The sequence below is a fragment of the Acidimicrobiales bacterium genome (assembly GCA_022452145.1).
In the GTDB taxonomy this organism is placed as follows: Bacteria; Actinomycetota; Acidimicrobiia; order Acidimicrobiales; family MedAcidi-G1; genus UBA9410.
This window is the reverse complement of the sequence record JAKURY010000018.1, coordinates 1-17,028: the sequence shown is the minus strand read 5'-3', so window position 1 is coordinate 17,028 and position 17,028 is coordinate 1. Positions and strand designations below refer to the sequence as shown.

Sequence of the window (17,028 nt, the reverse complement as noted above, 5' to 3'; positions counted from 1 at the left end):
GGGCCAATTGCGCCTGGATCCGGACCACCGGTGCGACGGTCGTCGCTATGTCACCGTCGGCTGGCAGGATGAGGCTGCAACGAGTTCGCGACCGGCTCTCGGACGCCGCACCCACCCACCCTGGGAGGCGCCGTGCGTCCGTCCATACGGCCAACTGCCGCCCACCAGCTCCACGAACGGCTTGACGGGCTGCTCTCCGACCCGGCGCTCCGGCCTCCCCTGCTGGTGGGCCTCGTGATGAGGTTCCGGAGGGTCCGGCCCGTGCTGCATCCCCTCCACGACCTCACCGATTCCGGTCCCCCACCAGTGCAGCTCTGCTGGCGGACCGTGGGGCTCCTGGTGGAGGTCGACGTCGCCCGTCAGGGAGCGAGCCACAGCGGACGGATGCTCCACATGGTCGGCCGCGACGGGCGTCGCATCACCCGGCTGGCGTTGGACGGCGGCCCACCCGTGTCGGCGTTCGACGGGCAGGGGTCGCTGGACGACCTCTGCGAGCGCCTCCTCGGGATCAGCGGTCCTCCGGCCCGGCCGGAGGCCAGCCCGTGAGGCCGCCGACGAGGTCTGCCAGGAGGCGGCGGGACCGGGGTCCCATGGTGGCCCAGTCGTAGATCGAGCCGCCCACCGCCCCCTCGGCGACCAGCGCCCCGACGAACGGTGCCAGGTCGTCGATGGTGGCCAGCGGCTCGCCGGGGTCGACCAGCGCGGAACCGTCGGCCGCCCCGATGCCGCCGATGGCGTGCACCAGTGCTTCCGGATCATCCAGGTCGGCACGGAGGCGTCGGATGTTCTGCGCGACGTAGAACGCCGGGTCGGCATGCTCCTCGCTCCGGAACGACCAGTAGCCCATGGGGAGCCAGACGTCGTAGAGCGGGGCCACCTCCGCCCAGGGGAATCCCGGCCAGTAGGCGAGGTTGATCTCGTCGGTGATGACCGGGGGCATCACGATGGCCCCCAGCGGATCGTCGCCCACGGTCCGCCGCAGGCGGTCGGACAGGTCGACCAGGCGGTCCGAGCGTTCGATGGCCCCCAGGCCGTCCCGGTTCCACTCGATGTCCACGGCCAGTCCGTCGAAGCGGCGACCCAGCACCGAGAAGCGGTCGATTGCCAGCAGGCGGTCGAGGTCCTCATCGTCGTCGCTCCACTTGGGCAGGTACCAGGCGACCACCGCCATGCCGGTCCGATCGGCGGCCAGGAGGAACCCGGCCAGGAGCCACGGGTCCGACACGAGGCCGATGGCTCGACGATCCGACCTTGACGACTGCAGGAACACCGTACGCACGCCGTGTGCGGCCATGTCGGCCAGGTCTGAGGGCGCCACGGTGATGTCTCCGGGGACGTATGCGGGGTCGAAGTCGTAGGAGTCCACCCACGTGCCCAGCCCCCGGTAGGGGTCCAGCGTCCTGGGCGGGGGCGCGTCGACCACCAGGCGTGCCTCCACCCTCGCCAGGGACTCGCCCACCACACGCTGGACATACCGGTCGGGGGTGTTGGAAGCGAGGATGCCGAGAACACCCAGCAGCAGCGCAGATCCAGCGAGGATCGCGACGTTGCGGGATCGTCCCAGGGGCACGGACCAACGGTAGCCAGTGGTGGTGATCCGACCGGGTCGGCCCGGCGCCGAGGCCCACCGCCCCACCACTAGCGTCCGCCCCGATGGACGATCCGACCGAGGGTGCCGACGACCCTTCCGACAGCCCGGTGCCGGGCGGCCTGGACGACGACCTCCGGGCGTCGGCTGTGTCGCGGCGACGGTTCGTCCTGGGCGTGGGCTTCGGCGCGGCGTCGATCGCCTTCCTGCGGCGCCTTCCGGGACACCCTGGCAACCCGGGCGCAGTGGGCCCATCCACCGTGCCGGCCGTCCCCCGTTCCACCACCGTGCCGCCGACCCCGACGACGGGCATGCCGGACGTCCAGCCGTCCCTCGACGAGACCGTGGCGGCCCCGGACGACCGGGTCCACGACGTCGTTGTGGCCGGCGGTCGGGTCATAGATCCGGAGACCGGCTTCGACGCCGTGGCCCACGTCGGCATCGACGGCGACACCGTCAGCCGCATCAGCCTGGATCCGCTGGTGGGTTCCACGACGCTGGACGCCGCCGGCCTCGTGGTGGCTCCGGGATTCATCGACATCCTCTCGTATCCCCCGAACGGCTACGGCGAGTGGCACAAGATCGCCGACGGTGTGACCACCAACCTGTGCATGCACGGCATCGACAATCCGATGGACGCCTTCCTCAGTGAGGCTGCGGAACACCGACCGCCGGTCAACTACGGCGGGGCCACGGACCAGTACACCCACCGCACCGCCATCGGCGTCGGCATCGACTACGCCAGCGACCTGCAGATCACCGACTTGGTGCGCCTCGCCGACGTTGACCTGCGGGCCGGCGCCCTGGGCATCCACCAGCAGCCCGAATACACCCTCGGCCTCACCCGCGACGAGATGCTGCGCCACGGCGACCTGGCTGCGGCACACGGCGTCCCCCTCTGCCTGCACCTGCGCTACTCGGAGAACCTCGCGCCCGGCACCCAGGAGGAGGCGGTCGCCGAGGCGATCGCCGTCGCCAGCCGAACCGGGTGTGCCGTCCACATCGAACACATCAACTCGACCGGTGGCACAGGCCGCATGGGCGAGGCCATCGCCCAGATCGATGCCGCCCGATCCGAGGGCCTGGCGATCACGGCCTGCACCTACCCCTACACGTTCTGGGTCACGAGGGCCGGGACCGCCCGGTACAACGACTTCCAGGAGAAGTTCGGCATCTCATACGGAGACCTCCAGGTAGCAGGGACCTCGGAACGTCTGGATGCCGCCGGTTGGCAGCAGGCCAGGGCCGACAACAAGCACGTCGCGGCGTTCGCCATGTCAGACGACGACATCGACACCTCGCTGGCCGCCCCCTGGGTGATGGTCGGCTCCGACGCGATCCTCGAGCAGCCCCACAACAACCATCCCCGGTCGACCGGCTGCTTCAGCCGGGTGCTCGGCACCTACGCGAGGGAGAGGGGCGTCATCACGCTCAGCGAGGCGCTGGCCAAGATGACCATCCTCCCGGCCCGACTGCTCGAGTCCCGGAGCCCGGCCATGGCCCGCAGGGGCCGCCTCCAAGCCGGGGCGGCCGCCGACGTGACCGTGTTCGACCCGGCGACCATCTCCGACCGGTCCACCATCGAGCAGACATGGCTGGAGTCGATCGGCGTACACCACGTGCTGGTGGGCGGCCAGGTGGTCCGGTCAGCCGGTGTGACCGACCGATCGGTCCGCCCGGGCGTACCGATCCTGAGCGAGTTGACATGACCGACCGCATCCATCCCATGTACCGCTCCGAACGGCGGGTCGCCTGGGTCATCCAGGTCCTGGTGGTTGTCGGAATCCTGGTCGTGCTGGCCGACGACCTGCTCGGAGACGGGCCGACTGCCCCGCAGCGCAGCGACGAGGTGGTCGCACCGGCAGACGGACCGGATCCCGCCGGGCCGACGGCGACCACCGCGATCGCCGCCGCCCCAACCACCGGCGCCACGACCGGGGGAACGGCCGGCGTCGCGTCGACGACCGGGATTCCCGCTACCCCGGATCCCATGCGGACCTTCACGCTCGTGGCGACCGGCGACATCATCAGCCACGGGGCCGTCGCCGAACGGGCCGACGCCAACGTGGACGACGGCTGGGACTACACGGAGATGTTCCGCCGGGTCCGCCCGATCCTGGCCGGCGCCGACCTGGCCCTCTGCCACATCGAGAGCCCACTCTCGATGGACGACGACGACCTCAGCTTCAGCGGCACCTTCCGGGTCCCCTCGTCGCTGGCCGACGCCATCGCCGCCGCCGGCTACGACGGTTGCTCGCTGGCGTCCAACCACGCCCTGGACTCCGGTCGATCCAGCGTGGACGCCACCCTCCACCACCTCCGGCGGGTCGGCCTGGGCACCGCCGGCATGGCCGACACCGCCGAGGCCGCCGGCCCCGCCTGGTACGAGCCGGGCGGCATCCGGGTGGCCCACCTCTCCTACACCGACCTCATGAACGGCCGCGACCTGCCGACCGACCCGCCATGGCTGGTCGGCCACCTGGATCCGGCCGTCGTGGAGGCCGATGCGGCCGCGGCCAGCGCCGCTGGGGCCGAGTTCGTCGTAGTCAGCCTCCACTGGGGCGAGGAGTACACCTCCCAGCCGACCGACCGGCAGGCTGTGATGGTCGAACGCCTCCTGGCGGTGCCCGACGTTGACCTGCTCCTGGGCCACCACACCCACGTGGTCCAGCCAGTGGTGCGCCGCGACGGAAAGGCGGCGGCCATCGGCCTGGGAAACTTCCTGACCAACCAGCCCGGCGACGAGGACAACCCCTGCGATGCATGCCCTCCGTCCACCCAGGACGGCCTGATCGCCTGGTTCGCGGTGGCCGACGGCGTCGACGGGCCCCGGGTGGTGGACGCCGGCTACGTTCCCACCTGGGTGGACCGGGAGCACGCCTACGAGATCGTGCCCATCGGCATCGACGAGCCGGAGCAGGTGGATCCGGCGCTGCTGGCAGAGTCGGCGGCGAGGACCGCCGCCGTGGTCGAGCCCCAGCTCAGGCGCCTGGAGTTCACCGCCGGCTGACCACGACCGTGCCCCTGGGACGGCTCCGAACGGAGATCGGAATCGGCACGGGCCAACCCCCGGAGGGGCGCTCCGGTAGGATGTGCCGACCTACCGACGACCCCGGCGTCCGCTCAGGGCCGGCCCGGGCTCGAATGAGGGAGAAGCCCCATGACCACGTCCAGCCGTGTCCACAACTTCTGCGCGGGCCCGTGCACCCTTCCGGTTCCGGTCCTCGAGGAGGTACGAGACGAGCTCCTCGACTTCGACGGCACCGGCATGTCGATCATCGAGGCCAGCCACCGTGCCGCCGCCTACGACACCGTGCACATGGATGCCCTCGCTGACTTCCGCTCGCTGGCCGCCATCCCCGACGACTTCGCCATCCTGTTCCTGCAGGGTGGAGCCTCATTGCAGTTCGCCCAGGTCCCGATGAACCTGCTGGCCGAGGGCCAGACCGCCGGCTACCTCAACACCGGCGCGTGGGGCGGCAAGGCCCTCGGCGATGCCGTGAAGGTCGCCCCCGTCTACGAGGCATGGTCGGGAGCCGGCGAGGCGTTCATGCGCATGCCGGCCGCCGACGAGATCGAGGTACGCGGCGATTCCACGTACCTCCACGTGACGACCAACGAGACCATCGGTGGAATCCGGCTGCCGGACCTGCCCTCGGTCGACGTGCCGCTGGTGTCGGACATGAGCTCCGACTTCCTCAGCAGGGCGATCGACTGGGACGTCCACGACCTGGCCTACGGCGGCGCCCAGAAGAACCTTGGTCCGGCCGGCCTGGCCGTCGTCGTGGTGCGGCGGGACCGCCTGTCCGGCCACGGACGGAACCTCGCCTCGTACCTCGACTACGCCACGCACGAGGCGAACGACTCGATGGCCAACACGCCCCCTATGTTCGCCATCTACGTGATGGGCAAGGTACTGCGCTGGATGCAGGCCGAGGGCGGCCTTGTGGAATTCGAACGCCGGGCCGCCGAACGGGCCTCGCTGGTGTACGGCGCCATCGACGGTAGCGACGGCTGGTACACGTGCCCCGTGGACGTGGCCAGCCGGTCGCATATGAACATCGTGTTCCGCCTGCCCAACGAGGACCTCGAGAAGCGCTTCGCAGCCGAGGCCGCCGACGCCGGCATGGTCAACCTGAAGGGCCACCGCAGCGTGGGCGGGATCCGCGCCAGCGTCTACAACGCCATGCCTGTCGCCAGCGTCGAGACCCTGGTCGACTTCATGGGTTCGTTCAGGGCCGCCAACGGCTGACCCTGACCGGCGGGGCCGACGATCCCGCCGCCATCACGGCCGAACCATCCCCGGGGCGGCCACCACCGTCACCGTGCCGGCCGCACCGTCGACCTCGACCAGCGCCCCGTCCGGAATGGAAGCCGTGGCGCCGGTGACGGCCACCACGCACGGCAGGCCGAGCTCGCGCGACACGATCACCGCGTGGCTCATCTGGCCGCCCACGTCGACCACCACCGCCTCGACCGGCACGAACAACGGCGTCCAACTGGGATCGGTGAGGGGCGCCACCAGCACGTCCCCGGGCCCCAGGTCGCCCGGCTCCGACGGGTCGACGACGATGCGGGCCCGGCCACGCACCACCCCGGGGCAACCGGCCAGGCCTGTCAGGACCGATCCGACACCTGCGACCGGCCCGGTCGCGGCGTCCCGGCGCCGCCAGGTGTCCACCGGGGGCAGCACACCGTCGAAAGTGAACGGCGGCTCGAGTTCGAGGAGCCGGTCGCGGATGGCCCGACGTTCGGCGACCACCCCGGCGAAGGCTCCGGGGTCCCGCCGGTAGTCGGCGAACTCGTCGAGGGTCACGTACCAGAGGTCGTCAGGTCGCCCGTCGTCCGTCCGGCCGGCCAGCCGTCGTCCCAACTCGCGCATTCGGAGGCGCCCATCGTGGATGGCTCCCACCATGAGCGTCTTGCAACGCTCCCGTCCACGGGTGTTCAGAACAGCGCAACGCAACGCCCGGTCGAACATCCACCGGTCGGTCGACCGGATACGGCGTCGGACATCGATTGTGGCTGCCTCGCGCTCTGCGGCCCGGGCTGCCGCACGGACCTCGGGGTCATGGTCGTCGCCGGCGTGGCGCATGCGTTCGATGATGGCCAGCGGCAGCGACGGGTCGGTACCCCACACGTCGCAGGCCATCTCCCACTCGTTGGGCCCCCGGGCGCCATGGGTACCCAGGAACGCCCCGAAGGCCGAGAGGAAGTCTCCGGCCCAGGCATCGGTGGCCAACCGCCCGGCCAGGCCGGACACCCCGCTGTCGAAAAGTGCCCCGAGCCGTGGGTCGGACCGCACCATGCGGCTCAGCTCCCAGAGGTCGAAGGCCGGGTCGGCGGAATCCACCCCACCCAGGCCGCCCAGGAGGGCCAACGCCCGGGAGGGGTCGCCCAGGCGGCGCCGGCACATCTGCCGCAGGACGTCCAAGCCGATGCCCGCACCGCCGGTGATCACCAGGTGGACGGTGAAGAGACGGCTCAGCATGGGGAGCACCTCGACCGCCGCGGCGGCCAACTCCTCGTCGGTGGCCGTCGCCACGTCGGGCAGGCCGGCCCGCCACCGGTCCACCTCCAGGATCCCTGCGTCCAGGTCGGGAAGGTCCGACGTCGCAAGTATCCCCCACCCGTACCGGAGGCCGCGCAGCGTCGCCCGCAGGTTCCGATCCCCACGGCACGGGACGTGGGGTGGCGCGAGTGCCTCGGATCCCAGGAAGGTTGCGTCGGCCTCCAGCGGCGTCGTACCCGGCGTACGGATGGCCAGCACCCGGGGCACGGAGAGGTTGAGGTACATGTATCCGCCGAACACCCCCATGAACACGTCGCCCGCCTCCTTGGACTCACTGGCGGTGAGCATCCCGGTGGCAGACAGGACGTCCCGGGCCGGATCCCCACCGAAGGCGGTGGCCATGCCGGCCGACAGGGGGAACACCGGCTGCGGGTAGACCTCCCCGGCGTTGCCCCGGGTGTAGACCGGAAAGCGTCGGCTCGCAACGCCGTGAACGTACGACCCCAGGCCGAAGTCGACCAGCGTCAGGTCCAGCCGGTCTGTCGATTCAGACAAGGCGGCCTCAGAGTCGAACCATCTGGCCGGAGAGCACGCCCGTGTGCTCACCCGACTCCATGAACACCTCGCCGTTGACCACCGTGTAGTGGTAGCCGTCGGCGCCCTGGGTCCAGCGGGAGGCACCACCCGGGAAGTCGGCAACCATCTCCGGGTATCCGAGGGCCAGGCCGTCCATGTCGATCACGTTGACGTCAGCGAAGGCACCGGGCTCGAGCCGTCCCCGTCCCGCGACCCCAAACAGGTCGGCCGTGTCGGAGGTGAGCCGCCGGACCGCCTCCTCGAGGGTGAAAGCGCCACGGTCCCTGACCCAGTGGGTAAGGAGGAACGTGGGCTGGCTGGCATCCATGATCTGGGTGGCATGGGCACCGGCGTCGGCCAGGCCCAGGGTCACGTAGTCGCGGTTCAACATCCCGAGCACCTCGTCCATGTCCTGGTTCAGGATCGGCCAGCTGAAGATCCGCCGACCGTCCATCTCACAAGCCAGGTCGATGAACGCCTCGGCGACCGTCACGCCCCGCCGGGATGCGATGGCCGCCACGCTGTCGCGGGGCTCGAAGTCGTGTGAGACCGGCGAGTCGGGAAGCGGGAAGAACCCGGTCCAATCGATCTGCCCTGACGCTATGGACTGCTCGGCCTCGGCCAGCAGGGTCCCCCGGGAGGACGGGTCGGCCAGGCTGGCGATCCGAGCGGCCAGTGGCAGGTGTCCCAGGTCCCGCCAGGACTCCCGACGGTCGAACGGCGTCCGCCCCGTGAGCCCGAAGAGTACGCCCACCTGGCGCGACGTGGTCTGGGGGCGGATCCGGGCGCCGGCACCGTTCTCCGCCTCGACGGCGGCCAGGACTCTGAGGTGGAGGTCGGGTGCCGCGTCCACCTGTGTGAGCCCGATCGACACATCGCAATCCCCTGCCCGGCTGATATCGCCGTACATCGCCACCTCGTCGCGGACCGGATCTCCGGAACTCCCCTCGAACCTGATGTACGCGGGTGCCGCCTCGAATATTCCGCCCCTGGCTCGCAGCACGTCGGCGAACGCCAGCAGCTCCTCGGGGGCGGCGAAGGTGCCCGGCACGTTGCGACCGTCCGGGACACGGTGGAGAAGGGTCCGCGACGTGGAGAAGCCCAGCGCTCCGGCAGAGAGCGCCTCATCGACCATGGCCGCCATGGCGGCCATGTCGTCGGCCCCGGCGGGCATCTCGTCCATCCCGCGCTCGCCCATGGCCGCCAGGCGGACGGCGCAGTGTCCGACCATGCCGCCCACGTTCAGACCCTTGGGGAGGCCATCCAACTCCTCCAGGTAGTCGCCGTAGGACTCCCAGTTCCAAGACAGGCCTGCGAGGATGCTCGCCGCCGGAATGTCCTCGACCGATTCCATCATCGCTGCCAGGACCTCACGGCCACCCGGCGCCACCGGCGCGAACGTGACGCCGCAGTTGCCGAGCACCACCGAGGTGACACCGTGCCAGCAGGCGGAACTTCCGATCGGGTCCCATGCCAGCTGGGCGTCCAGATGCGTGTGGATGTCGACGAAGCCGGGGGTCACCACCAGTCCGTCGGCGTCGACCTCGCGCAGTGCCGACCCGTCGACTCGTCCAATCTCGACAATACGGTCACCCTCGATGGCAACGTCGGCGGTCCGGGGCGGGACGCCGGTGCCGTCCACGACCGTGCCACCGCGGATGATCAAATCGTGAGCCATGGTTTGCTCCCCCCTGAATGCCCCGGACCGAGCGTGACCGACGGTAGCGACCGCAGGCCTCAGGCGAGGAACCGCGTGTAGTCGTCCAGGACGGCGAGGACGTCGTCGCGGCCGGCCGACGGGAGCCGCAGGACCGCCTCGTCGATGCCGAGGTCGGCGTAGTAGGCCAGCTTTCCCTCGTCTGGGATCGTGCCGAACGGGATGATCGCCAGGTCGTCGGCGTCGCGGCCGTGGCGGTCGCAGGCGTTCCGGAGTTCGTCAAGCGCCCCTCGGATTCCGGCTCCGCCTATGGGCAGCCAACCGTCGGCAAACTCCGCCACGTGGTCCAGGAGCCGTGGGCCGGCGGACCCACCCACGAATACAGGCGGGCCGGGGCGCTGTACCGGCTTGGGCCACGACCAGCTGGGCGAGAAGTCCACGAAGTCGCCGTGGAACTCGGCCTCGTCGTCGGACCACAGGGCCTTCATCGCCAGGACGTGTTCGCGTACGCGGTCCCGGCGGGTGGCGTATTCGACCCCGTGGTGGGCCATCTCCTCCCGGTTCCAGCCGTAGCCGACCCCCATGGCGACCCGACCGGCCGAGAGGGCGTCCACGCTGGCCACCACCTTGGCCAGGACTATCGGGTCGTGCTGGGCCACGAGGGCCACCCCGGAGCCCAGGCGGATCCGGTCGGTGACCGCGGCGGCGGCCGCCAGCGAGACCCACGGATCCGGAGAACGCGGGTACTCGTCGTCCAACTCGCTGCCACCCCCGGGTGGCGGGGTGGCCCGGCTGGTCGGGATGTGGGTGTGCTCGGGAATCCAGATGGACGAGAAGCCCCGCTGCTCGGCCTCGACCGCCAACCCGCGGATGTCAATCGACCTGTCGGTCAGGTGGAGGGTCAGGCCGAGGTCCATAGTCGTGTCCAGAGGAGGTCGGTCAACCCTCGTCGGCGCCCCCGCGGGCCAGGGGCGGACCGTCGAAGCGGTCGACGGTCGTGAAGTCCTCCACCGGCCGACGCTTGAGGCGGGTCAGCTGCCGTACCGGCACCCCGAGCGGTATGAGGGCGGCCACGGCGTGGGTGTCGGGAAGGTCCAGAAGGCGCCGGACCTCGTCCTCGGCCGGGACAACCGCCGTGGTCACCACTCCGCCCAGGCCTTCGGCACGGGCCGCCAGCAGGATGTTCCAGACCAGGGGGTAGATCGATGCGCCGGTGACGAGGCCGACACGGTCGAGGTCCTTGTCCATGGAGGCCACGACGGCCAGGTCCACGCTGACCACGAGCACCACCGGGACGTCCCCCAGGTTGTCGAACATGGCGAACCAATCGGTCGGGGTGTCCAGGGCCCGGTCCACGTCGACGGTGGACGGCACCACCGAGTTGTACGGGGACTCGCCGGCCGCGACCTGGGCGGCGTACAGGCGGAGCGTGGGGCCACACAGTTCGCCGAGCCGCTGACGCAGCTCGCGGTCCCGTACCACCACCACGTGACCGCCCTGGCGGTTGCCACCCGAGGGGGCGAAGCGGGCCGCATCCAGGATGCGGTGCAGTTGCTCGTCGGAGACCGGGTCGTCGGTGAACTCCCGGCAGGCGAAGGTAGTGCGCATGGCTTCGTGGAGGTCCATGCGGCGAGCCTAGGAGGGCCCGGACCGGCGGTTCGGATCCGGCCCCACCCGGATCAGTCCAGGCGTGACACCGGGCCGCCAGGTAGCCAGTAGCCGTTCAGCACCCGGTACGGGATGGTGATGGAGACGGTGTGGCTGCCCGACCCGCCGATCGTCCCCGGGGCGAAGGCCAGCACGAGGCCACCCGGGGTGAGGTTGAAGCGCTCGAAGTTCGCCATCTCGGGTCCTGCGCCGACGACCCGCCGTTCGTCGGTCCACGGCTGGTCGGCGAGGCGCTCCACGGCGGCGGTGGACAGTGCCGCAAGCCAGTCGGTCCCCGGTTCGAAGAGGTCCTCGACCAGCAGCGGAAGCCCGGTGGCGAGGTCGAACGTCTCGGACCGGACCTCGGACTCCACTGCGACGGCGCCGGGCAGAAGGCGGCGCACGGTGTCACGCACGCTGAGGTGGTCGTCGGTGGCCAGCAGCACCTCCCACCGGTGCTGCAGCCATACGCACCGGCTGTTGGTCCCGTCCCGGCACGGGTAGCCGTGCCGTTCGATCAGCGGGACCACGTCGTCTACGAAGGTGCGCACCGACGAGATCATCAGGCCCCGGAGCCGACCGTTGACCCTGGGGGCCTCGCGGGGGCCCTCGATGCGCTTCCAGTCGGCGAACACCTCGATGATCCCCGGCCCGCCGACCTGCGTGCCATTGGGCCCGAATGCCGGAACGCCGGTGTCGATTTCGCAGTAGACGGGCTCCACGAGGACGGTCGGGCCCTCCGTGACCTCGACCTCGGTTTCGGCCTGCTGTCGGGGGACGACGAGGACCTGCCCGACCCTCAGGAGGTTCGGGTCGCTGATCCCGTTGGCCCGCATGAACTGGTCGACCGTGCGGTCGAAGCGCTTTGCGATTTTCCCGAGGGAGTCGCCCGACTCCACGGTGACCGTCCGTGGCCCCTCGTCGGGCAGCGGCTCGGCGCCGACCTCGGTGAGGTCCACGCACTCGTCCACCGCTGTCCACAGGTCCGGAAGCTCGGTGGGCGTCCACCCGGGGACGACGAGGCCTCCGATCGTGGTGGTCGTCGACGTGTCGCCGAAGAGTTCCAGGACGGTCGTAGTGGTCGGCTCGGCGGCCTCGTCGGTGCCACCGCAAGCCGTCGCCAGTAGGGCGAATGCCAGGGCCGGCACCAGTACCCGAACGGTTGTCGACTGCGCGGGACGTCGCATAGGCCAACGATGGTAGGGCCGGATGCGTCCGGCCTCACCGCGCAGGTTGTCGGCAGGAGGAGGCAGACGATGGTAGGGCCGGATGCGTCCGGCCTCACCGCGTAGGTTGTCGGCAGGAGGAGGCAGACGATGGTTGCGGAGTTCGTGGCGCCCGGGCCCGGGCACTGGCAGCTGGACCGCTCCCACTTCACGGGTGGCACGACGCCGATCATGCGGTGGCTGCTTCCCGAGGCGGTGGAGTCGGCCTACCGGGAGCAGTGGCCGCTGTTGGGCATCCCGGCCGAGACGCTGTCCGTGGCGTTCGTCGAGGGCTTCATGTACACGCGGCTACGACCCCTCATCCGGGCCGACCGGCCGTCGGCCAAGGCCCCGCCCACCGTGCTCCTGAAGGTCGCCTCCCGGCTGCACCCGGAGTTCCGGCGTCGCACCCGGGCCGCCAGTCGGACCCTCGAGGCGTCACCCGCTCCGGCGGTCATCGAGGAGTGGCACGCCTCGATCCGACCGGACCTCGTGGCCCGGAACCTGGCCCTCCAGGGCGTCGACCTGGGAGCGCTGGACGATCCGGGCCTGGCCGATCACGTCGACAGGGTCCTGGCCCACCTCCGCTCCAGCTTCGAGGAGCACTTCCGCCTCCACGGCTACGACCTAGGGCCCATAGGCCTGCTGCTCGTGGCCGGTGCCGAATGGGGCCTGGCGAGCGCGGAGTTGCTCACGGCGCTGGCTGGGGCGTCGCCGTCGACCGTCGAGCCGCGTGAAGCGCTGGCCCGGATCAGGGCTGCGGTCGCCCGATCGGGTGTGGTGCCTACGAGCCTCGCGGAGGTGGCCGCCGCCTCGTCTGAAGCGGCCGACGAGCTGCACGCCTACCTGCGGCTACGCGGTTCGGTGCTTTACGCCGGCTACGACCTGGATTCTCCGACGCTGGGCGAGGCACCAGATGTGATCCTGGCCAGCATCCTGAACGCCAGCCCCACCGGCCCAGATCCCGGTGTCGCGGACAGGGCTGCCACAGCACTCCGCGGGCAGGTCCCGGATGCCGACCGCACCCGGTTCGACGGCCTGTTGGCCGATGCGCGCGATGCCATGGACCTGCGCGACGACAACGGTCCGATCACCGCGGAGTGGCCGTGCGGCCTGCTGCGCCTGGCGATGCTGGAGGCCGGTCGCCGCCTTGCCGCGTCGGGGCGCCTGGGTGATCCCTCTCACGTGTTCGAGCTGGACCGCCACGAGCTGCCCGCTGTCATCGCCGGATCGTCGGAACCCGCTGCCGGCGACCTGGCTACCCGTGCTGCGGACCGGGCACACCAGAAGGCCCTGGATCCACCGGCGACGCTGGGAGAGCCCGAGGCGCAGCCACCGCTGGATGCGCTGCCGGCGCCGCTGGCCACGACCGTGTCGCTCGTCCTGACCGTGATCGCCGAACTCGGCATGGGCGACCAGGAGGCACCGGTGGTCGATGGCCCCCGCCTGGTCGGGACGGGTATCGGCAGCGCTCCGATAACCGGTGTGGCTCGTGTCGCTGAGAACGCCGAGGAGGCCTTCGACCGCCTGGTACCCGGCGAGATCCTGGTCACCCGCACCACGTCACCGGCCTACAACATGGTCCTCACGCTGGTGGGTGGGCTCGTGACCGCCGAGGGCGGGCCCATGTCGCACGCCGCGGTGCTGTCACGGGAGCTCGGCATCCCGGCGGTCGTCGGAGCGCCGGACGCCATGCGCCTGATCGCCGACGGCGACCTCGTCGAGGTGGACCCGGTCGCCGGACGGGTGCAGGTGGTAGGCGGGGGTCACCCGGCCGGGTAAGCGGCCGGCAGAGCCCGTCAGGGCGCCACCAACGGCCAGGGGGCGAGTCGCTCCCATGCCGCGGCCAGGTCCAGAACCATGCGGTCGGCGTGCTGGCGGCCGATTAGCTGCACTCCGACCGGTCGGCCGTCCACCAGGCCGGCTGGCACCGACACAGCCGGGTTGCCCGAGATGTTGGCCGGAATCGTGAGCGCCCCGTTGTTGCCGGCCGGTGCCTTCTCCCCCGCCACCCGGGTGTTGGACTCGATCTCGGCCGGGAAGGCCACGTCGGGGTTCGAGGCGCAGATCACCACGTCGACGGAGTCGAACAGGTCGGCCATGCGCCGGTTGGCCTCTGTGCGGGCCGCCTCGACCCGGCCTGCCACCTCGATGTCGAACCGCTCGATGCCCATCCGGACACCGAAGGCCATGGACTTCGTCATCTGCTCCTCGCAGTCCGGCCACAGGTCGCCTACCTCCCGGACCAGGCCGACCTGGTTGGCAACGGCCCACTCCCAGGTGATCGACGGCAGGGACACCTCGACGTCGACGAGGTCCAGCCCGGTGGAGGCTGCCAGCGCCTCGCCTGACTCCTGCACCCGGGCCCGCACGGTGTCGCTGATGATCGCCGAGCCCAGGTCGGGCGAGATGACGGCCCGCAGACCGCGTAGGTCGGTCGAGTCGAGGCCCGCCTCCCAGTCGTTCTCGGCGGGGAGGCTGTAGGGGTCGCGGGGGTCGAACCCGGCGCACACGTCGTACCAGCGGGCGGCGTCGCGAACCGAGCGGGCCAGGCAGCCTGAGACGACCGTCATCGGGCCGATGGTGGTGTGCGGCCCACGGGGGATCCGCCCGGCGGTCCCCTTCATCCCGACCAGGCCGCAGAAGCCCGCCGGGATCCGGATCGACCCGCCGCCGTCACCGCCCGTGGCGATGGGCACCAGCCCGCCGGCGACCGCTGCAGCGCTGCCTCCCGAGGACCCGCCCGGCGTGGCGGCACGGTCCCACGGGTTGCGGGTTATGCCGTTCAGCTTCGTGGTGGAGCAGTTCAGCCCGCCGAACTCGCTGGCCGTGGTCAGGCCGACGAGGTTGGCGCCGGCAGCCCTGAGGCGGGCGACCATGGTGGTGTCGTGGTCGGCGTAGCGCTCCGCGAACAGCAGGGAGGCGTCGGTGTCGGGCCAGCCTGCGACCTGGTGCAGTTCCTTCACCCCGATCGGCACGCCGCCCAGCGGCAGCGAGACGTCGGCGGTGGCGGCCCGCTCCATCACCCCGTCGGCGTCGACGAACGAGAAGGCGTTCAGGTCACTGGCCTCTATCGCGGCCAGCGTCGCCTCGGCCTCGTCGACCGGTGAGCGGCCACCGTTCCGGAAGGCCTCGACCAGCGAGACGACGTCGCCCTGCCAGGTCACGGGCACAGTCCTACCCCTTCCCCTGAGGGCCATCCAGCACCGAGGCGTGAAAGGCCAGCATGTCCTGCCTGAAGATCTCGGGCTGGTCGCCGATGCTGCCGATGTGGGCGCCCCACCGGCCGAAGCCGGCGTCGATGGCAACCATGAACATGTCCAGGTCGCAAATGGAGGCGTCCGGCCTGCCCGTTCGGGGGTCGATCATGGCGCCGTCGCCGTCGATGTAGGTGGTGGGAGCCCCGGGGGCGACGCTCGCCTCCGGCATGTCGTGTAGTTCCTCGGAGCGGTCGAAGCTGTGCCACGCCCCTCCCACGACCCGCACCGAGGCGTCGCCGCCGACCAGCCTGATGGCCTGAACCTGCGCCTGGACCTGCTGGACCGAGAGCCAGTCATCCCGGTCGCCGACGATGGCCCTCACCCGGGTCGTGCCGACGTCCGGCCGGGCGAACTGGTGTCCACACCACGGGTATACGGCGTACACCCCGGCCAGGGCCAGGCCGTCGCCCACGATCGGGTCGGCGAAGCTGCGGACGGCGGCGGTCAGCACGGCCGAGCCTCCCCTGCTGTGGCCCTGGGCGGAGATGAGGTCGGCGTCGATGGCGTCGTGGTCGGCCAGGACCCGGAGTGTCGCCAGCACGTCGAAGGCGCTGGCCGCGAACGAGTAGTGGGTCTGGTTGGCGACCGTCGACACGACCGACCGGGGTCCGAACGGGTCGAGCACGAAGGCGGCGTAGCCGACCTCCAACAGGGTCTCCGCATGTGCCAGGTGGTTCTCGCCCACCCCCAGGCTGCCGGGCACGACCATCACCAACGGCAGGGGTCCGTCGGCCGGCGGCAGGAACAGCTTGCCGTCGGCCAGCAGTGGCTCGCAGCCACCGGGATCGTTGACAGCCTGGTGATAGTTGACGGGGTTGGCGCTTGGTATCTCGAGGTTCTGGCCGGTCACCCCGCCAAGGGTGACCGTCCGGTCCCGGAACCTGTCAGCACCATCCATCGGTCGGATCCTAGGTACCTGCCGTCGCTCCGCTGGCGCCGGGCAGCCGACGGCCGCCTGTCACACCCGGTGCGACAATGGAAACACCCCGGCCATCCTCAAGGCCTGCCGGGTTGACGAGGACTGACCTGCTCCAGATTTCAGGTACGCCTGGCTCAGCCCGCCGGTTCGAGCAGGACCAGCGGGATCTCCCGATCGGTCTTCTCCTGGTAGCCGGCGTAGTTGGCGTACTTTTCGGCAACGATCGGCCAGAGTCGCTCCCGTTCCTCCCGGGAGGTGACCCTGGCGAGCATCGGGACGCCCGGTGCGCCCTTCATGGAGACCACCACCTGCGGGTTCTCCCGCAGGTTCAGGAACCAGGCCGGATGCGTGTCCTCTCCGCCCTTGGAGGCGACGATCACGATCCGGTCGCCGTCGCGGTGTGGTGAGGTGAGCATGACCGACCGCGACCGACCCGACCTGCGACCGGTGGTGGTCAACTCCAACACCGGCATGTCCGCCGCCGTCCATCCGAGTCTCCCACCGCTGAATCTCAGCAGGCCCTTGTGTACCCCGTTCATCGCCTTCAGGAATCCGTCGCTCGGCATGGACAGAGGCTACGGCCGAGTCGGGTTCCCAGCGGTGCCGGGTCGGAGGTCGACCGGCGGCCATCAAGGTGTCATAGGGACCTGGACGCCCCCAGATC

14 protein-coding genes are annotated in these 17,028 nt (G+C 70.7%); 5 read left to right on the top strand and 9 right to left on the bottom strand.

Annotation, left to right across the window (positions count from 1 at the left end; genetic code table 11):
* Window positions 1–132: 132 nt before the first annotated feature.
* The gene (locus tag MK177_07780; protein MCH2427218.1) at window positions 133–546 is read left to right on the top strand and encodes a hypothetical protein; all 414 of its coding nucleotides are present in this window, start codon (window positions 133–135) and stop codon (window positions 544–546) included.
* Here MK177_07780 and MK177_07775 read toward each other — a convergent pair.
* Complete coding sequence (locus tag MK177_07775; GenBank protein ID MCH2427217.1) at window positions 509–1,570, bottom strand: hypothetical protein; 1,062 nt, start codon at window positions 1,568–1,570, stop codon at window positions 509–511. The genes MK177_07780 and MK177_07775 overlap by 38 nt on opposite strands.
* 83 nt (window positions 1,571–1,653) lie before the next feature.
* Here MK177_07775 and MK177_07770 point away from each other — a divergent pair, with 83 nt between their 5' ends.
* The 3 genes from MK177_07770 (at window position 1,654) to serC (ending at window position 5,840) form a co-directional block, all read left to right on the top strand.
* Window positions 1,654–3,297 (top strand): amidohydrolase family protein, encoded by a 1,644-nt coding sequence (locus MK177_07770; GenBank protein ID MCH2427216.1) that lies wholly within the window; start codon window positions 1,654–1,656, stop codon window positions 3,295–3,297.
* On the top strand, window positions 3,294–4,598 hold the full coding sequence (locus tag MK177_07765; protein MCH2427215.1) for a CapA family protein: 1,305 nt from the start codon (window positions 3,294–3,296) through the stop codon (window positions 4,596–4,598). Before MK177_07770 ends, MK177_07765 begins: the two co-directional genes overlap by 4 nt.
* A gap of 150 nt (window positions 4,599–4,748) precedes the next feature.
* A complete protein-coding gene (serC, locus tag MK177_07760; GenBank protein ID MCH2427214.1) occupies window positions 4,749–5,840 on the top strand; it encodes a 3-phosphoserine/phosphohydroxythreonine transaminase in 1,092 nt (363 codons plus the stop codon).
* Between the two features lie 33 nt (window positions 5,841–5,873).
* On the opposite strand, the gene MK177_07755 is transcribed toward serC, so the two are convergent.
* The 5 genes from MK177_07755 to MK177_07735 are packed head-to-tail and all read right to left on the bottom strand — an operon-like array spanning window position 5,874 to window position 12,167.
* On the bottom strand, window positions 5,874–7,655 hold the full coding sequence (locus MK177_07755) for a PEP-utilizing enzyme (GenBank protein MCH2427213.1): 1,782 nt from the start codon (window positions 7,653–7,655) through the stop codon (window positions 5,874–5,876).
* A gap of 7 nt (window positions 7,656–7,662) precedes the next feature.
* Window positions 7,663–9,354, bottom strand: coding sequence for an amidohydrolase family protein (locus MK177_07750; GenBank protein MCH2427212.1), 1,692 nt, complete (start codon window positions 9,352–9,354; stop codon window positions 7,663–7,665).
* A 59-nt stretch (window positions 9,355–9,413) separates the two neighbouring features.
* On the bottom strand, window positions 9,414–10,250 hold the full coding sequence (locus MK177_07745) for an LLM class F420-dependent oxidoreductase (GenBank protein ID MCH2427211.1): 837 nt from the start codon (window positions 10,248–10,250) through the stop codon (window positions 9,414–9,416).
* 22 nt (window positions 10,251–10,272) lie between these two features.
* A complete protein-coding gene (locus MK177_07740) occupies window positions 10,273–10,959 on the bottom strand; it encodes a nitroreductase family protein (protein ID MCH2427210.1) in 687 nt (228 codons plus the stop codon).
* Between the two features lie 53 nt (window positions 10,960–11,012).
* Window positions 11,013–12,167, bottom strand: a complete 1,155-nt coding sequence (locus MK177_07735; protein MCH2427209.1) for a LysM peptidoglycan-binding domain-containing protein — start codon at window positions 12,165–12,167, stop codon at window positions 11,013–11,015.
* A gap of 129 nt (window positions 12,168–12,296) precedes the next feature.
* Here MK177_07735 and MK177_07730 point away from each other — a divergent pair, with 129 nt between their 5' ends.
* Window positions 12,297–13,967, top strand: coding sequence for a PEP-utilizing enzyme (locus tag MK177_07730; GenBank protein MCH2427208.1), 1,671 nt, complete (start codon window positions 12,297–12,299; stop codon window positions 13,965–13,967).
* Window positions 13,968–13,984: 17 nt separating this feature from the next.
* Here MK177_07730 and MK177_07725 read toward each other — a convergent pair whose 3' ends face one another.
* From MK177_07725 to MK177_07715, 3 genes are all read right to left on the bottom strand, one after another.
* Window positions 13,985–15,352: an amidase gene (locus MK177_07725; GenBank protein MCH2427207.1), complete on the bottom strand. Its 1,368-nt coding sequence runs from the start codon at window positions 15,350–15,352 to the stop codon at window positions 13,985–13,987.
* Window positions 15,353–15,362: 10 nt separating this feature from the next.
* A complete protein-coding gene (locus MK177_07720) occupies window positions 15,363–16,343 on the bottom strand; it encodes a dienelactone hydrolase family protein (protein ID MCH2427206.1) in 981 nt (326 codons plus the stop codon).
* A gap of 155 nt (window positions 16,344–16,498) precedes the next feature.
* Window positions 16,499–16,930 carry a nitroreductase family deazaflavin-dependent oxidoreductase gene (locus MK177_07715; GenBank protein MCH2427205.1) on the bottom strand — a complete coding sequence of 144 codons (432 nt, stop codon included), beginning with the start codon at window positions 16,928–16,930 and terminating at the stop codon, window positions 16,499–16,501.
* Window positions 16,931–17,028 lie beyond the last annotated feature (98 nt).

Bases quoted from the DNA above. Each gene is read 5' to 3' on its own strand.
- MK177_07770 (MCH2427216.1), top strand. From the start codon at position 1,654: ATGGACGATCCGACCGAGGGTGCCGACGACCCTTCCGACAGCCCGGTG.
- MK177_07765 (MCH2427215.1), top strand. From the start codon at position 3,294: ATGACCGACCGCATCCATCCCATGTACCGCTCCGAACGGCGGGTCGCC.
- serC (MCH2427214.1), top strand. From the start codon at position 4,749: ATGACCACGTCCAGCCGTGTCCACAACTTCTGCGCGGGCCCGTGCACC.
- MK177_07750 (MCH2427212.1), bottom strand. From the start codon at position 9,354: ATGGCTCACGATTTGATCATCCGCGGTGGCACGGTCGTGGACGGCACC.
- MK177_07745 (MCH2427211.1), bottom strand. From the start codon at position 10,250: ATGGACCTCGGCCTGACCCTCCACCTGACCGACAGGTCGATTGACATC.
- MK177_07740 (MCH2427210.1), bottom strand. From the start codon at position 10,959: ATGGACCTCCACGAAGCCATGCGCACTACCTTCGCCTGCCGGGAGTTC.
- MK177_07735 (MCH2427209.1), bottom strand. From the start codon at position 12,167: ATGCGACGTCCCGCGCAGTCGACAACCGTTCGGGTACTGGTGCCGGCC.
- MK177_07730 (MCH2427208.1), top strand. From the start codon at position 12,297: ATGGTTGCGGAGTTCGTGGCGCCCGGGCCCGGGCACTGGCAGCTGGAC.
- MK177_07720 (MCH2427206.1), bottom strand. From the start codon at position 16,343: ATGGATGGTGCTGACAGGTTCCGGGACCGGACGGTCACCCTTGGCGGG.
- MK177_07715 (MCH2427205.1), bottom strand. From the start codon at position 16,930: ATGCCGAGCGACGGATTCCTGAAGGCGATGAACGGGGTACACAAGGGC.